Origin of the sequence: Moorena producens PAL-8-15-08-1 (assembly GCF_001767235.1) — a bacterium.
Classification (GTDB): Bacteria; Cyanobacteriota; Cyanobacteriia; order Cyanobacteriales; family Coleofasciculaceae; genus Moorena; species Moorena producens_A.
The window spans coordinates 7,103,510-7,118,254 of the sequence record NZ_CP017599.1; the positions used below are offsets into that span (position 1 = coordinate 7,103,510).

Here is a 14,745-nt window from a genome sequence, read left to right on the forward strand (position 1 = left end):
TGTGAAATCAGGTGTCTTACCTTAATTAAAGCCAATTGTCAATACTTGTTGGTGAAAGATAATTAAGCTCAATAGTCGGGAGCATAGTCTATTATCTATGGAAGACCAAAAGAATCAAAAGACTCAAAAGACTCAAAAGACTCAAAAAACTAAAACTAGAGTCTCCAAAACCTTGAATCTTTTCAGGAACTTTGGGCTAAAAGCAATTCCAATTATGATGGTAAGGAATTCTCTGGTTGAGGAATCAGAACTTACCCTCAATTTCTTAGTCTTAATCATTAGCTCTTGTTTAATTGCTACATTTGGACTAGTGCTCGACAGTGCTGCGGTGATTATTGGCGCGATGATTATTGCTCCTCTAATGTTGCCTTTAAGAGGATTGTCCTTTGCTACCTTGGAAGGAGATTGGCAACTGTTACGGAGTAGTTTTGTTTCCATTTCTGTAGGTACCTTACTGGGTATAAGTTGTTCCTGGTTGGTTGGTACAGTTATCGGATCCCCTGAATTTGGAGCCCAAGTTTTAGCTAGAACTCAACCCAATCTAATTGATTTACTGGTTGCGATCGTGGCCGGTGGAATTAGTGGTTTCTCTAAAATTCGCCCGTCTTTAGAGGATGCGGTACCAGGGACAGCAATTGCAGTAGCCCTAATGCCTCCCCTGTGTGTCGTTGGGTTAAGCCTATCCCAGGGACAATGGACCTATAGTCAGGGCGCATTTCTGCTTTATATTACTAACCTGATTGGGATTAACCTAGCTTGTATGATCGTTTATGTCTTTAGCGGGTATGCTCAAAGTACTGAACTGAGCCGGTCTTTAAATTGGGGATTCTCTTTAGTGCTGATTGCTGTATTAGTCGTGCCCCTAGGACTTACCTTTTGGGACGTGCTTGAGCAAGGAAGAGTTGAGAAGCCAGTTCAGGAATTGATTAAGAATAGTTCATTGTTTAACAAACCAGGTGTTAGAGAATTTTCTACTTCGAAGATCAATCGGAAAAAGAATCCTCCTGAGATCAAAATTGCTATGCGTTCAACAGAACGGATTACATCGGAACAGGTGAAGGAGTTTGAAGATGCAGTTAAGATTAAGCTGGGTAAACGGTTTAAAGTGATAGTTGACGTTACTCCATTTATACCAGTGGAATCCCCTAATCTTCAAGCTAATTAACTTGAATTGAAGTAAGCATGATAGCTGTCAGCTGTCAGCTGTCAGCTATCATGCTTACAGCGGTTTTAAATTCGGTCAGGTACAAAGTTCTGGGTTTTAGGGAGCAGGGAATCGGGAATCGGGAATCGGGAATCGGGAATCGGGAATCGGGAATCGGGAATCGGGAATCGGGAATCGGGAATCGGGAATCGGGAATCGGGAATCGGGAAAAAATCCTGTGTACCTCACTTATGATTATAATTGCTATAATTTGAACCTAGTTTACCTTAGTAAAACGGATAAAGTGATATTTGTTTGATGACCTAAAAAGACGCAAGGAATGGGAATAAGGGAGGTTTTTGGAGATGATTAGTACAATTAGTAATACTGGTAGTAAGACTGGTAAATTATTCACTATTGGTCATTCTAATCTCAGTATTGAGGATTTTATTGCTTTACTAAAGCAGCACGGAATTACAGCGGTGGCTGATGTGCGATCGCATCCTTACAGCCGTTACTTACCCCATTTTAGTCAAGCCCCCCTCAAGGCTGAACTATTGTCGGCAGGAATTCGCTATGTGTTTCTGGGTAAGGAGTTGGGTGCAAGACCGGCTGATCTCAGTTGTTATGTTGGTGGTAAAGCGTTATATGAAAGAATTGCCGCCACTGACCTGTTTTCAGCGGGTCTTAAACGGGTAATTCAAGGGGCTGAAACTTACCAAATTGCGTTGATGTGTGCTGAAAAAGACCCGATCACTTGCCATCGGACAATTTTAGTCTGCCAACATTTAGTTAAATCGGGGTTAGAGATTAATCATATTCTCAATGATGGCAGCTTAGAGTTCCATCAGGATTTAGAAGAAAGACTGCTCAGCTCTCATGGGTTAAATGATTCCCAAATCAAACAACCGAAGCAACTTTCCCTATTTGATGACCCGACATCTATGGATAACTGGGACAATTGCTCTTGGGAGGATAGACTTAAGGAAGCTTATCATAGGCAAGGGGATACTATTGCTTATCTAGCAAAGGGAGTAGGGAGTAGGGAGTAGGGAGTAGGGAATAGGGAATAGGGAGTAGGGAGTAGGGAACAAAAATTATCACAATTAATTTAGGATTGCTATCAAGATCCTGACTATGAATAAAACTATTAATTTATTTACGATTGGCTTTACTAAAAAGAGTGCTCAACAGTTCTTTGAGCTTCTGATTAATGCTGGAGTAAGGCGAGTTATCGATACGAGACTCAATAATAAATCTCAATTAGCTGGTTTCACCAAAAACAAAGATTTTGAATACTTTTTGCAGCAAATTGGGAATATTGACTATATACATCGTCTAGAGTTGGCTCCGACTAAGGATATCCTAAATACCTATAAAAAAAATAATGGTGATTGGGAAACCTATGAAAACCAGTTCTTACAATTAATTACAGAGCGTGAAATCGAAAAGACGGTATCACCAGATTTATTAGATGGTAGCTGTTTGCTGTGTAGTGAACCTACTCCCCATAACTGTCATCGCCGTTTAGTAGCAGAATATCTGAGTCAAAAATTGGGAACTATAAAGATAGTTCACCTATGATTTATCCCAAATCCCCGTTGCTAAGACCATAGAAAAATATCAAAGTCGTTGCATAACTAAACTGGATTTGGCGATCTAGGTCAGTAGTCTAAACTAACCTTACTTGGGATTAGATAGCACCATGACTCAGATTATTTGCTTGGCTAACTCCTGGAAGCATGGCGATAGATGTATAGCTGGAATTAATTCCCTTAAACGTCAATGGATTCGTCCTGTATCTGATTTACCGGATGGTCGCATTCCGAAACCAATGCGTCAGATTGCGGGAAGAGAACCAACCTTACTGGATATTTTAGATATTCCTTTGGCTAAAACTGGACCAGACTTTGGCTTTGAGTGTGAAAATCTTTTGGTATTACCAGGACAATGGCGACGAGTAGGACAAGTTCCTGCTGGATATCTCAATAAGTTTTGTAGCCGAGAAAAATACATTCTCCATAATAATGAGCGCTATGTAACCGTGAATTTCTTGCAGTCATTACCAGTAGAGCAACGATGTACACTGCAACTGGTGAAAGCTGTAGAGTTTTTGGTTCAACCGATTGGTGTCAGACGTGAGGGTGTAGAAAAATGGGAAGGTTCACTGGTAACAGATTTTGGACAAGAATTGACTGCTACGATTACTGATCCGATATTTGTGAGGTATTTAGAGTTAGGGTATCGACCGCAAAATCAGTGTTTGGTTACGGTTAGTCTCAGCATGCCTTGGCGACCTGGTGATTGGCAAAAGGATGGTGATCCTTGTTGGAAGTTGATAGCAGGTGTTATTGAATTACCTAACAAATCAGGGAATAAACTTAGACTCGGAATGGATGATGAGCTTCCTTTTTAGGAATAAAATTTAAAGTAAAAAAAATAGCCATTAAAGTAGGGTGGGCAAAGTAATATAATTTAGAGTATTCCGAATAATTAAACAGTTTTTGCCCACCCTACAAGCTACAATATTTTTCAATTTCGTTTAAAAGAAATAGCAATTAAAGTAGGGTGGGCAAAGTAATCTAATCATTAATAATAAAAAAAATAAACGGTTTTTGCCCACCCTACAAGCTAAGGGATACAGTTGCATAGCAATAATGATAGTTTTATTTAGTTTTGCTACAGAGGATACGGTAATCAGGTCATAAGGTGATAAACTGATAATGTAAGGCGGTGGTATAGGGGATTAAGGTGTACCAAGATTTTGTGTAATTGGTATTACTAGGAAGAGATGCGATCGCGTAGCGTAGCCCGAAGGGCTAATCGCATTCTACTAACTAGCTTCCTATAATCAACTAAATCATGGCTTTACCATTGTTTACTATTCACAAAGATTAATGGATAATCCCCAAGTAAGCATGGGAGACCCTAGTGATGCTAGTTGAGTTCAGCGTAGAAAATTATCGCTCATTTAAAGAGCGCCAGACCTTTAGTATGGTGGCATCTAATAAAAAAACTGGGCAGGATAGCAATAGTTTCCCGATGCCTAATGTCAAGTCTCTGCGCCTACTCACTAGCGCTGTGGTCTACGGTCCTAATGCTTCGGGGAAGAGCAATCTGGTGCGTGCAATCCAGACCATGCGTCAGATTGTGCTTCAGTCAGCTACTGGCATGCAGCTTGGCAGTAGATGGAATATCGAACCATTTCGGTTAAATGCTGACTACCATAAAAAGCCGAGCTGTTTTGAAATTATTTTCATTGAGGATAATATTCGCTACCAATACGGATTTTCCTTAGACCAAGAGCGAGTGTACGAAGAGTGGCTAATCGCGTATCCCAAAGGACGTCCTCAAACTTGGTTTGAGCGTAACTATCGTTCAGAAGAACAGGATTATTATTGGTATTTTGGGCCAGGGCTGAAAGGTGAAAAGGAACGTATTAAGGGTTTTGTTCGCTCAAATTCTTTATTTCTATCTCATGCTGCCCAAAATAACCATATTCAGTTAGGAAAACTATTTACATGGTTTAGATATAAGTTAAAGTTAATCCCATCAAGGTTCCAAAATCTATCTAATTTTACTGCTTTAAGATTTTACAAATCTACTAATTATAGTGAAAATTTTTTGAAATTAATCAAGGGAGATGATATCGGGATATCAAATGGTACCCAACGATTATTTGAAATTGGAGCATATTGGATAGATGCTTTGGATAATGGAGGAATTTTAATTATTGATCAACTAGACCGCAGCTTACATTCAGAAATATCAACCTATTTAATCAAGGAGTTTAATAATCAAGCAGCTAATCAAAATAACGCTCAATTGATTGTTACTACCCACGATACAACTTTCCTAGATCGAGACATACTAAATCAAGACCAGATATGGTTCACGGAAAAAAATAGCAACAATAGCACTAAGCTTTATTCGTTACTAGATTTTAAAGTTCGTGAGGATGAATCCCTACAGAAAGGCTACCTCAAAGGTCGATATGGAGCGGTTCCTTTTGTCATTGGGCTGGATAGTTAGATACCTACAAGACCAGTAAACATTGATCTGACTAGAGCATCAAGGAGTGCATCTCCTAAAAGCTGTTTGACCCAGTGGTGCGTTACGGGACGGGCTGTCCCAACCGGGCGCGAACAGGTTAAAAATGAGGGCTCGCCCGTCCCTAACGCACCCTACAAAACATTTACTGGTTTCGGGTTAAGCAAGACGAATTGTTGAACTAGAATGGCAACAAAATCACTCGGGAATTCGTCAACCATCCCGAATTATCATTGGTCGCTCTACTTGGTGACTCGAAGACTATGACGCTACACTCCAGACTCTATCGCTATTGTTGGCTAGGATTACTGGTGATGATGTTGCCACTTTCCGCTTGTGCTAGTGATCCTTCCCCTGAGCAGCAATTGGAACAAAACCAAGAACGTTGGGAAACTCAAAAGCTAGATAACTACCGGTATAGATTACAGGTAAGTTGCTATTGTATTGGTGAAGTCACTCAGCCAGTTGTGGTAGAAATTCGTAATGGTGAAACGACTTCCATTGTTGCTGCTGATAGCGGCAAACCAGTTAATCGGAAATTTTTTAATACCTATGATTCGGTCTCGAAGCTTTTCGATGTTGTCCAAAAGGCTATTGATCAGGATTATTATAAGCTTGATGTTACCTACGACGCTAGCTTAGGTTATCCAACTAAAATTGATATGGACTTCAGGGAACAGATAGCGGATGATGAAAGAACTTTGACTATTGATAATTTGGAAGTATCAAAAGATTAGAAATAGTGAGGAAAGGGAGCAGGGAGCAGGGAGCAGGGAGCAGGGAACAGGGAACAGGGAACAGGGAACAGGCAACAGTAGTCAATTTAAGATATCATAATATTTTTTGGTGTTATGATAAATGGGAATTAAAGTATGGTATACAAAGTAATATTATTTAGAATAATTCAAATAATTAAACTGTTTTTGACCACCATAAAAAATCAAAAAATCCTACTCCCTACTCCCTACTCCCTACTCCCTACTCCCTACTCCCTACTCCCTAAAACTCAAAACAAAAATACCTGATCCAATTCAAAAGTGCTATAATGAAAATAACACCATTACTAACACCTATTGTGGTATGTTGTATAGTTACAGTTGCTCCGGTAGCGTTGGCGGATAGTCCCTTAACTAGTACTCCTTTTGCTAAGGCATATAAAGATGTTGATATGATTACATATGCCTCGGTTTATGGACTTGATGATAAGGTTTTCCGAAACCTAAGCAATCCTAATATTACCCATGATGTGCGAGCAGCGATTATCAACCAACTTGGGTTTTCTGTTGAGCCAAGCCAGAGGGCTAATCAGTATCTTGAGTATATTGCTCGCAGCCGTAGTCAGCAGCCATCAGCGATTACCCTTGAGATGTTAACGGCAGCCGAAGCACTAGCGCTAGGGTATTTACTAGCCATGGATGACCCTACTTTGGAGAGTGCTGTTGCAGTAGCCAATCGCTCTAGATCAAGCAGTAGTCTGGGGCAGGTTCAGCGAGCTAATGCTCTATTATTATTAGATGCAGCAGTTGTGAAGGATCCTGAGGATTTCTCTATTGCTTTCATCCGTAGCCTGGTTCGGGGACAACAGTCATTACGGGCAGGGATTGGGAATTGGTGTGCGGTTTACCAGAATGTTTTTTCGGTATTAAAGGACTTTCCCCGCCAACGAAACATGCGCCCCCAAGCGATTGATGTGGTTAACGATTATATTAGAGGCTACCGGAACTATTGTAATAGTCGCTCTATTTCTAGATGAGATGGGATTTGGAATGCGATCGCAAAATCCAATCTTGTGTCTAGTCTACAATCGATGCGATCGCAAAACCCTCTCTTTGCCTGCTCCCTGCTCCCTGCTCCCTACTCCTTACTCCCTATCTACAACCAAATCCCACAGCACATCAATACCACTGCCCACATAGTCTGAATCCTGGTGTTGTTCAATCCATTCAATCACAGTAGGTAGAACATGATTGGATGTTTTGCCCAATTTACCCAAGGCTATGGCTGCCCTCCTACGCAGACCAGAATCAGGATTATTAAGCATTGCTAGCAGGGCGCTGACTACGGTTTCTGAGCTGTTGCCCAATTTAACCAAGGCCAAGGCTGCATCCCTACGCAGATAAAACTTCTCATCCTGAAGCCATGCTAGTAGGGTGCTAACTAAGCTTTCTGAGCTATTGCCCAAGTTGATCAAGGCTTGGGCTGCCCTCCAACGCACAACAGAATCGTGATCTTCTTGAAGCCGTTCTAGTAAGGCGCTGACTACAGTTTCTGAAGTATTGAGTAACATGCCCAAAGCCAAGGCTGCCGCCCCACGCACACCAGAGTTGGGGTTATTAAGCCGTGCGAGGAGGGTGCTGACTACAGTTTCTGAGCTGTTGCCCAATGCGCTCAAGGCCAAGGCTGATCCCCAACGCACACCAGAGTTGGGATCCTGAAGCAGTGGTAGTAGGGCGTTGACTACGGTTTCTGAGCTGTTGCCCAATTCGCCCAAGACTTGGACTGCCGTCTGACGCACATCAGAGTTGGGATCCTGAAGCAGTGGTAGTAGGGCGTTGACTACGGTTTCTGAGCTGTTACCCAAGTTTTCCAAGGATTGGACTGCCGTCTGACGTACATCAGAATCGGGATCCTGAAGCAGTGGTAGTAGGGCATTGACTACTTCTGAGCTGTTGTCCAATCTGCCCAAGACTTCGGCTGTCGAGACACGCACACCAGAGTGATTATCCTGAAGCAGTGGTAGTAGGGCATTGACTACTTTTGAGCTGTTGCCCAATCTGCCCAAGGCATCGGCTGCCCTCAAACGGTGATAAGCATCTGGATCCTGAAGTAGTTCTTGGAGCAAGTTGACTACGGTTTCTGAGCTGTTGCCCAAATTGACCAAGGCGAAGGCTGCCGTTATACCTACATCAGAGCGATTATCCTGAAGCAGTGGTAGGAGAGCCTTGACTATGGTTTCTGAGCTGTTGTCTAATCTGCCCAAGACTTTGGCTGCGCCACTACGTACACCAGAGTGATTATCCTGAAGCAGTGGTAGGAGCGCCTTGACTACGGTTTCTGAGTTATTGCCCAAATGGCGCAAGACTTCGGCTGTCTGCTCACGCACACTAGAGTCATTATCCTGAAGTAGTGGTAGGAGCAAGTTGACTACGGTTTCTGAGCTGTTGTCCAATATGCCCAAGGCCAAGGCTGCGTTTCTACGCACATAAGACTCATTATCCTGAAGCAGTGCTAGTAGGGCGTTGACTAGGGTTTGTGAGCTGTTGCCCAATCTGCCCAAGGCCAAGGCTGCCTTACTACGCACATAATAGCGATTATCCTGAAGCAGTGCTAGTAAGCCGTTGACTAGGGTTTGTGAGCTGTTGCCCAATTTACCCAATACATTGGCTGCCCTTGTACGCACATCAGATTCATTATCCTTTAGTCGTTCTAGCCATATTTCAATTACTTGATCTTTTTCCCCTAACTCAGCTCGATACTTCAGCAATCGTTCCTCATCAATCTGATCTGATCGCTCCTTCAACAATTTCAATACTTGTGCCTGAAAATCAGTTTCAGACAAACTACAAATTATTTGATAAACCTGCTGGGGAATATTCTCCCCAACCCGCTTATTGCTACTCACCTCCAACTCAACTAACCGCTCTAAAATATCTTGCACTAACTCACGATCAGCACTCCGCAAATTATTTGGATTTTCTGCCAAACAATTACCAGCAAACAACAAATCCCGATGCAACCACTGCTCATAGTTACTATTATTCAAAACTGCCCGAATTGCCGTCGCGGCATGTTCCTCTGTTTGTTGTGCTATTAGCAATAATAAGACCTCGCGCCAGTGGGAGTCATGCAAATGGTTCCGAATCGGATTTAAAATTTTATCAAAATCATACTTACGCAGCGCTTGATACTTAATTTCCTGAGCACACAAATATTCCTGAAATGTCTTATGGACAAACCCATAACAATCTTGGCCCTGCTCATTCAACAAACCAGTGCGCTCCCGAATCAATTCCACAAATCGTTTTGCCTCTCGCTCTGCCTTATGGAACTCTAGCCCCTTCATGGTTTTAATCTGTTCCTTCAACTGATTAATCAAATCATCCTGGTCAATCAGCGTGCCACTGTCGTTATTTTCAACATTTCCCTGGCTATGAATCCAATAAGCCAGGGATTCCATCAATCGGCGTAAATCATCCTCGAAATCCAAATACTTCAACCGCTTATCACTACTTAAGTCTTTAAGCTCATCCCAATTGGTTAACAAGGTCTCCACCGCCTTGTCATAAAGCTTATGGCGTTTTTTGGGCAATACCGCTTGATACCGATGAATTAATGCAATAATAGTCAACAATAACGGATTCCGTGCCAACAGCTTAATCCGGTCATTATCCTCCAGAGCCTTTCCTAAACTCTGCTTGCGCCTTTCGGCTTCTGCTTGGTCTTTACATCTACTCTTATACCAGTTATCAATAAAGGTCGAAATTTTCTGGTCATCAAAGGGTTGAATTTGATAGTGCGGAAAGTCCTCAGTGCGGAAAAAGTAGCGTCGATAACCAGCGGGGCGAGATGTAATAATCGCCCGATTTCTGTCAAACTGTCCTAAAAAATTATTGATGCGCCTGACCACATCATGGCGTTTAGCGTCTTCTGCTACTTCATCCAAACCATCCAGCAATATCAATGCCCTACCATCGGACAACCAATGGTCAAAAAATCCTTTTGGTAAGGGTTTGACAGCCATGGTTTTTTCAGCAAACCCACGGGCATAGTCGATCAGGCTTTTATCTAGGTGTTTATCTAGATATCTCTGCCAGTCTCGTATCCTAATTAAAATCGGTAGCCAGTCGGTATCAGGATCTAACCCCAAAACCTCAGGCTTACTCTGAGCTAACATTACGGTAAAATAACTCATCAAAGTTGTTTTACCGGAGCCTGGCGCACCCAATATCACCACTCTTATCGACTGATTTTGAATCAACAACTGCTCAGCCAAAAATTCCCTACCAATTGTCTTTTTAAACAGCGTCCTTTCTGGTTGTTCACCACTTTCCTCTGCTAAAGGCTCCAATTCCAAATCCCTAGCAGTTGACACCTCTTCTACAACATCTGGCATCACAAAAATCTGGGCTAATTTCTCAGATTTTTCTACTTCTTGACCAGCCACAGCAATGCCAGCAAATGTAACATCATCAAACCAGTTAGCTAACTGTTGACAATAATCCTGTTTGGCTACCTGAAATTTTAGATAAGTAGCAGTATGCTGAAAATAAGCATTAACAAAGGTTTCAACCCAATCCGGTAAACTTGCTTTTTGATTTAGTTTAATTTTGTTGGCTTCAGCTTGCTGTTGAAATAGCCTGACTAAAAAATTACAATCTGGCTTCCCTTGATTGATTAAGGGTTTCTGTAATTCCGCCACAACCGCCGAATTAGTAAAATAGTTGCGCAAAAAATTATTAACTCCATTCCAGCCATCCGGGGGAGCGTGAAAAAATAATCGCTGTTGATTATCGAGTTTTTTGTCCCATTGATCAACTGCTTTGGCTCCAGCTTTGATAGCTTTTTCGAGATCGCTTTTAGTCAGAAATTGCGCTATACCCTTTCCTACTTTGACCGCAGCTAACAAAGATGACGCTATTTTTGATATTTCCAAACTAGCCAAAATTGACAATTGTTCAAACATCGATATCTAATTATTTTATTCAATTAGTTTAATTATAGCCCTGGCTCCAAGGAATCGGTAATTGCCCAAAAGCTGTAATAGTTTGTTATATGATTTTAATAAATCCTAGATAAAGCCATAGTAGCTAGGAGCTACTGATGTAAAATTCTTCCTTTAATTTTTAATCCTGATAAAAATTTGAGGCTCTTAGCTGCTATGGGATTGACCTGCATGTCACGCTATACGAACGCTCTGAAATATACCCTAAAAAAACGCTCTCAAAAAAAAACGCGATTGACCTGCATGTCACGCTACGCGATCACACTACCCAAATCTAATACCTAACCCCTAATTCATCAATCTAACCCTTAAGCCCTAGGTTTAGATCCCCCTAAATACCCCTTAAAAAGGGGGACTTTCCGGAATTAAACTCTTGATAAACAGGACTTGACTGACTCCCCCCTTTGATAAGGGGGGCTGGGGGGGATCGAGATACAAAATGCTATAAAAAGTCATTAAGTCTAGGAAAAATATGAGATATTTCATAGTCAATTAATCTAAAAATATAATCTAAAATATTTTATCAATACCCCCCCAAATAAAAAAAATCAAAAAAAAATATGAAAAATACTTGACAAAATAAATAATTATTTATTAACATAAAAATGTCCCAAAAACAAACAACAAAAAACATTATGGACATCGAAAACTTTCTTCCAAACTTTGAGTATAATCCCAACAATCCTAATTTCCCTGAATTATCTGGCCAAGCCCAGCCAGGACGGGAGCCAATCAAACATATATTGATCGGTTCTCCCAAAACCGTGCGGGTCACAATCTATAACCTTTATAGCCGTGGCTACGCCCAAGTTCATGAGTGGAGCACTCCTCAACCTACCGGAAATTCTGGAGAGGTGATCAGTATATTGAGTCGATATCTGTTGGTAGATTAAGATAGCAACTTGCCAGGGATGGGAATCCCTGGCGAGAGGTCAAAACTCAGGAGAAAGTACGACGTCTAAAGTATCAAACCTAAGTTAGTATGTTGTTGATTTTGTGAACACATAGTCAAAAACCCTAGGGCTCTTGACTATTACAAAAAATCATTCGGTCAAGGATTGGAATTAACCAGAACTTGACCGAATTTTTTTTATTGAGGGAACAGGGAATCGGGAATCGGGGAGATGTTGCTTAGGGTGTGTTAGGGGCGGGCATGGTTTCATGTTCTACCTCTTCGCGCCTGAAGCCGCCCCGTAACGCACCACCCAAGGACCCGCTCTGACTAAATCACCCCTAGTGATAGTTGCGTAGGGTGTGTTAGGGGCGGGCATGGTTTCATGTTCTGCCTCTTAGCGCCTGAAGCCGCCCCGTAACGCACCACCCAAAGACTTGTGATCGTTGCGTAGGGTGTGTTAGGGGCGGGCTTGGTTGATGTTCTACCTCTTCGCGCCTGAAGCCGCCCCGTAACGCACCACCCAAGAAATTGTGAGAATGCAATAGTTTTTTTAAACACCCAGATAACCCACATCACCCCTTGTGAGAATGCAATAGTTTTTTTAAACACCCAGATAACCCACATCACCCCTGGCGTTAATGCAATAGTTTTTTAAACACCCAGATAACCCACATCACCCCTGGCATCTTTTAAAAAATCGTGTTAACATAATTAGTATCGTAAACACAACGGTTTTTCGCCATGATGATTTCTACCGCACAAGCCGCTGAATTACTAGGTATCTCTGCCACTCGCGTCCGTTTCCTGTTGAGCAAGGGCAGAGTTAAAGGTGCTTATAAGGTCGGTAGAACTTGGGTGATTCCCTTATTTGATGGCATGCCCGTGGTTACCCCTGGCACTCGTGGACCAAAGCGGAATTGGTCAAAGCGTACAAATTACACTAAGGCTGTGATCCACGTGAACCAGAAAGTTATTCGCCAAAATCACAACACCGGCGAACGGAATCCGGTGATTACTGTCAAACGAGGCTCTAAAAACACTTACGGTCATACCGTAGAAGTCAATGGCCCTTGTCGGGTCATGTATCGCCCGGATAATCCCCTACACTGTGGAGCACGGGTATGGATTGAGACGATTTCTGACTTTAAGGTGAGCTGAGCGGCCAACAGTGTGCTTGAAATCTCCCGCACTTGAAAGATAGGAGTCGCTCATGGTGGAAACCACACCACTTGTTCCCTGCTCCCTGCTCCCTACTCCCTACTCCCTAACCAAACGTTGACCCATTCCACCCCCACATATGTCTCTGGGCATCAGCAAATTCAATATAAATTCGGTTAAGTGCTACACCCAATGTCTCATTAATCGTTTTGCAAAAATCCTGACTCATGGCCTTAGTTTGAGTAGGCTTCATGGTGCCAATATTTTTAATTTCCACATAGCAAACTGGGTCAAAGCTACCAGCAAACGTCATAGCCACACCAGGCTCAAACGCTGTCATCACATAAGCTTCTGGTTTCCCCACATGCTCGGCTAGTTTTCCTGACAGGCTTTTCAGCAACCCTTCAACCGCTGCTGATTCTGGAGCATCAATGGAAGTTTGAACTTTAATTAGCGGCATAGTTTTGATATCACACTCTAGTTCAGGTTTTGAACAGTTGAAATGTTAAGCGGTCAGCGGTCAGTGGTCAGTGGTCAGTGGTCAGTGGTCAGCTGTTGGCAACTGACCCAAAGCTGATAACTGATAGCGGGTCCAAAGGTGCTGCGTTACAGGGCGTGGCACAGGCTTCTAGCCTGTGATGTAGCCCATTAGCTGATAGCTGATAGCTGATAACTGATAACTGATAGCTGTTCGCGTAGCGTGCGCGTAGCGCTTAAGCTGATAGCTGACCACTGACCGCTGATAGCTTACAATCTCTAACCGCCATACTGCCAACCAGTGGTTTCCAGTAACAACTGATCTCCTTCCCGATGAATGCCAGCACCAACGACTTCAGCAACAAAGACCGTGTGATCGCCTTCTTCCACAGCCGCTCTGACCTGGCATTCTACATAACCGAGGGAGTCAGAAATAATCGGACAACCAGTTACTTTTCCGAAGTAAAATTCTACATCAGCAAACTTATTACCAACGCGACTTTGGGGTTTGAAAAATTTTGCTGCCATATCTTTTTGCCCACTATCGAGGAAGCTTAGGGCAAATACTTCTGTTTTCTTAATGATGCCGTGGGAGCCAGAGTCTTGTTTAACACAGTTAACGATTAGTGGCGGTTTGAAGGAAGACTGCATCACCCAGCTGACCGTGAAGCCGTTGATTGTTTCTTCACCATCCCTGACCCCACAGATATATAAACCATGGGGAATTTTGCGCAGCATGGTCTTTTTTGCTTGTTCGTCTAACACGAGTCTTTCTCCGATACTTTTTAGCGTTCGCGTAGCGTGACTTTTTGGCAAAGCCCCACGCTGCACGAACGGTCAATGGCAATTAGTGTACAAAATTTTGGTGTTTAAAAGACAGGATTGGGGATGTCCTTTTGGGGTCTAAACATGCGCTTAACTCGATGTAGAACACCTCTGGGCTGAAAATTATGCTTATACTGCCTGAATTCCCCAGCATCTAGCCAAACCCCGTGGCATTCAAAACATTTTTCGTACCAGATGCTGTACTCATCAATATCAAGCATCCGGATCATTTTGGCTCCACAGCGGGGACAGCAAATATCATCATTGATCTTATTGAGCTCAGAGCCAATTTCCGGGTCTCCAATATCTAGACTCTCAGAACCTTTAACCTTTTTGAGTATTTCTGCTTCGAGGGAATCAAACCAAATGCCTTTGCAGTTGACACAACGGTCTACTTCAATGTCATGGCAGGTAACTGGCTCTAATGTTCCTTTACACTTTGGGCAATTAAGTTGCTTCACACTTCCACACAAA

Annotated in this window: 16 protein-coding genes; 11 read left to right on the forward strand and 5 right to left on the reverse strand. The window is 42.5% G+C overall.

The genetic code is table 11. The annotated features are described in order from the left end of the window. Positions 1–97: 97 nt before the first annotated feature. Positions 98–1,165 carry a DUF389 domain-containing protein gene (locus tag BJP34_RS26005; protein ID WP_083305349.1) on the forward strand — a complete coding sequence of 356 codons (1,068 nt, stop codon included), beginning with the start codon at positions 98–100 and terminating at the stop codon, positions 1,163–1,165. Positions 1,166–1,261: 96 nt separating this feature from the next. Here the strand turns inward: BJP34_RS26005 and BJP34_RS49490 are convergent, their stop codons facing one another. Continuing rightward, on the reverse strand, positions 1,262–1,393 hold the full coding sequence (locus BJP34_RS49490) for a hypothetical protein (RefSeq protein WP_267876383.1): 132 nt from the start codon (positions 1,391–1,393) through the stop codon (positions 1,262–1,264). 116 nt (positions 1,394–1,509) lie between these two features. On the opposite strand from BJP34_RS49490, the gene BJP34_RS26015 reads away from it, so the two are divergent. The 8 genes from BJP34_RS26015 to BJP34_RS44565 all read left to right on the forward strand — a co-directional run bounded on the left by BJP34_RS26015 (position 1,510) and on the right by BJP34_RS44565 (position 7,110). Further along, the gene (locus BJP34_RS26015; protein WP_070394843.1) at positions 1,510–2,196 is read left to right on the forward strand and encodes a DUF488 family protein; all 687 of its coding nucleotides are present in this window, start codon (positions 1,510–1,512) and stop codon (positions 2,194–2,196) included. Positions 2,197–2,281: 85 nt separating this feature from the next. Next, positions 2,282–2,728, forward strand: coding sequence for a DUF488 family protein (locus BJP34_RS26020; protein WP_070394844.1), 447 nt, complete (start codon positions 2,282–2,284; stop codon positions 2,726–2,728). Positions 2,729–2,849: 121 nt separating this feature from the next. Continuing rightward, positions 2,850–3,560 carry a dual OB domain-containing protein gene (locus BJP34_RS26025; protein WP_070394845.1) on the forward strand — a complete coding sequence of 237 codons (711 nt, stop codon included), beginning with the start codon at positions 2,850–2,852 and terminating at the stop codon, positions 3,558–3,560. 518 nt (positions 3,561–4,078) lie between these two features. Next, the gene (locus tag BJP34_RS26030) at positions 4,079–5,176 is read left to right on the forward strand and encodes an AAA family ATPase (RefSeq protein WP_070394846.1); all 1,098 of its coding nucleotides are present in this window, start codon (positions 4,079–4,081) and stop codon (positions 5,174–5,176) included. A gap of 281 nt (positions 5,177–5,457) precedes the next feature. Further along, entirely contained in the window at positions 5,458–5,931 is a 474-nt protein-coding gene (locus BJP34_RS26035; protein ID WP_149031187.1) for a DUF6174 domain-containing protein, read from the forward strand. A gap of 135 nt (positions 5,932–6,066) precedes the next feature. Next, a complete protein-coding gene (locus tag BJP34_RS44560; protein WP_158517484.1) occupies positions 6,067–6,219 on the forward strand; it encodes a hypothetical protein in 153 nt (50 codons plus the stop codon). Positions 6,220–6,239: 20 nt separating this feature from the next. Continuing rightward, positions 6,240–6,947, forward strand: coding sequence for a hypothetical protein (locus BJP34_RS26040; RefSeq protein ID WP_070394848.1), 708 nt, complete (start codon positions 6,240–6,242; stop codon positions 6,945–6,947). A 1-nt stretch (position 6,948) separates the two neighbouring features. Beyond that, positions 6,949–7,110 carry a hypothetical protein gene (locus BJP34_RS44565; RefSeq protein ID WP_158517485.1) on the forward strand — a complete coding sequence of 54 codons (162 nt, stop codon included), beginning with the start codon at positions 6,949–6,951 and terminating at the stop codon, positions 7,108–7,110. Here BJP34_RS44565 and BJP34_RS26045 read toward each other — a convergent pair. Then, positions 7,056–10,877: a HEAT repeat domain-containing protein gene (locus tag BJP34_RS26045; protein ID WP_083305350.1), complete on the reverse strand. Its 3,822-nt coding sequence runs from the start codon at positions 10,875–10,877 to the stop codon at positions 7,056–7,058. The two genes, BJP34_RS44565 and BJP34_RS26045, sit on opposite strands and share 55 nt — an antisense overlap. 644 nt (positions 10,878–11,521) lie before the next feature. Here BJP34_RS26045 and BJP34_RS26050 point away from each other — a divergent pair. Together BJP34_RS26050 and BJP34_RS26060 are read left to right on the forward strand one after the other, a co-directional pair. Next, on the forward strand, positions 11,522–11,809 hold the full coding sequence (locus BJP34_RS26050) for a hypothetical protein (protein WP_324610958.1): 288 nt from the start codon (positions 11,522–11,524) through the stop codon (positions 11,807–11,809). A gap of 743 nt (positions 11,810–12,552) precedes the next feature. After that, on the forward strand, positions 12,553–12,969 hold the full coding sequence (locus BJP34_RS26060; RefSeq protein WP_070394850.1) for a helix-turn-helix domain-containing protein: 417 nt from the start codon (positions 12,553–12,555) through the stop codon (positions 12,967–12,969). A 106-nt stretch (positions 12,970–13,075) separates the two neighbouring features. On the opposite strand, the gene BJP34_RS26065 is transcribed toward BJP34_RS26060, so the two are convergent. The 3 genes from BJP34_RS26065 to BJP34_RS26075 all read right to left on the reverse strand — a co-directional run bounded on the left by BJP34_RS26065 (position 13,076) and on the right by BJP34_RS26075 (position 14,732). Next, positions 13,076–13,429, reverse strand: coding sequence for a phenylpyruvate tautomerase MIF-related protein (locus BJP34_RS26065; protein WP_070394851.1), 354 nt, complete (start codon positions 13,427–13,429; stop codon positions 13,076–13,078). A gap of 296 nt (positions 13,430–13,725) precedes the next feature. Beyond that, positions 13,726–14,211: a flavin reductase family protein gene (locus BJP34_RS26070; RefSeq protein WP_070394852.1), complete on the reverse strand. Its 486-nt coding sequence runs from the start codon at positions 14,209–14,211 to the stop codon at positions 13,726–13,728. Between the two features lie 104 nt (positions 14,212–14,315). Further along, positions 14,316–14,732, reverse strand: a complete 417-nt coding sequence (locus BJP34_RS26075; RefSeq protein WP_070394853.1) for a zf-TFIIB domain-containing protein — start codon at positions 14,730–14,732, stop codon at positions 14,316–14,318. Positions 14,733–14,745: the final 13 nt, after the last annotated feature.

Bases quoted from the DNA above. Each gene is read 5' to 3' on its own strand.
- BJP34_RS26065 (WP_070394851.1), bottom strand. From the start codon at position 13,429: ATGCCGCTAATTAAAGTTCAAACTTCCATTGATGCTCCAGAATCAGCA.
- BJP34_RS26020 (WP_070394844.1), top strand. From the start codon at position 2,282: ATGAATAAAACTATTAATTTATTTACGATTGGCTTTACTAAAAAGAGT.
- BJP34_RS26035 (WP_149031187.1), top strand. From the start codon at position 5,458: ATGACGCTACACTCCAGACTCTATCGCTATTGTTGGCTAGGATTACTG.
- BJP34_RS26015 (WP_070394843.1), top strand. From the start codon at position 1,510: ATGATTAGTACAATTAGTAATACTGGTAGTAAGACTGGTAAATTATTC.
- BJP34_RS26005 (WP_083305349.1), top strand. From the start codon at position 98: ATGGAAGACCAAAAGAATCAAAAGACTCAAAAGACTCAAAAGACTCAA.
- BJP34_RS44565 (WP_158517485.1), top strand. From the start codon at position 6,949: ATGGGATTTGGAATGCGATCGCAAAATCCAATCTTGTGTCTAGTCTAC.
- BJP34_RS26045 (WP_083305350.1), bottom strand. From the start codon at position 10,877: ATGTTTGAACAATTGTCAATTTTGGCTAGTTTGGAAATATCAAAAATA.
- BJP34_RS26025 (WP_070394845.1), top strand. From the start codon at position 2,850: ATGACTCAGATTATTTGCTTGGCTAACTCCTGGAAGCATGGCGATAGA.
- BJP34_RS26050 (WP_324610958.1), top strand. From the start codon at position 11,522: ATGTCCCAAAAACAAACAACAAAAAACATTATGGACATCGAAAACTTT.
- BJP34_RS26060 (WP_070394850.1), top strand. From the start codon at position 12,553: ATGATGATTTCTACCGCACAAGCCGCTGAATTACTAGGTATCTCTGCC.
- BJP34_RS44560 (WP_158517484.1), top strand. From the start codon at position 6,067: ATGGTATACAAAGTAATATTATTTAGAATAATTCAAATAATTAAACTG.
- BJP34_RS26040 (WP_070394848.1), top strand. From the start codon at position 6,240: ATGAAAATAACACCATTACTAACACCTATTGTGGTATGTTGTATAGTT.
- BJP34_RS26030 (WP_070394846.1), top strand. From the start codon at position 4,079: ATGCTAGTTGAGTTCAGCGTAGAAAATTATCGCTCATTTAAAGAGCGC.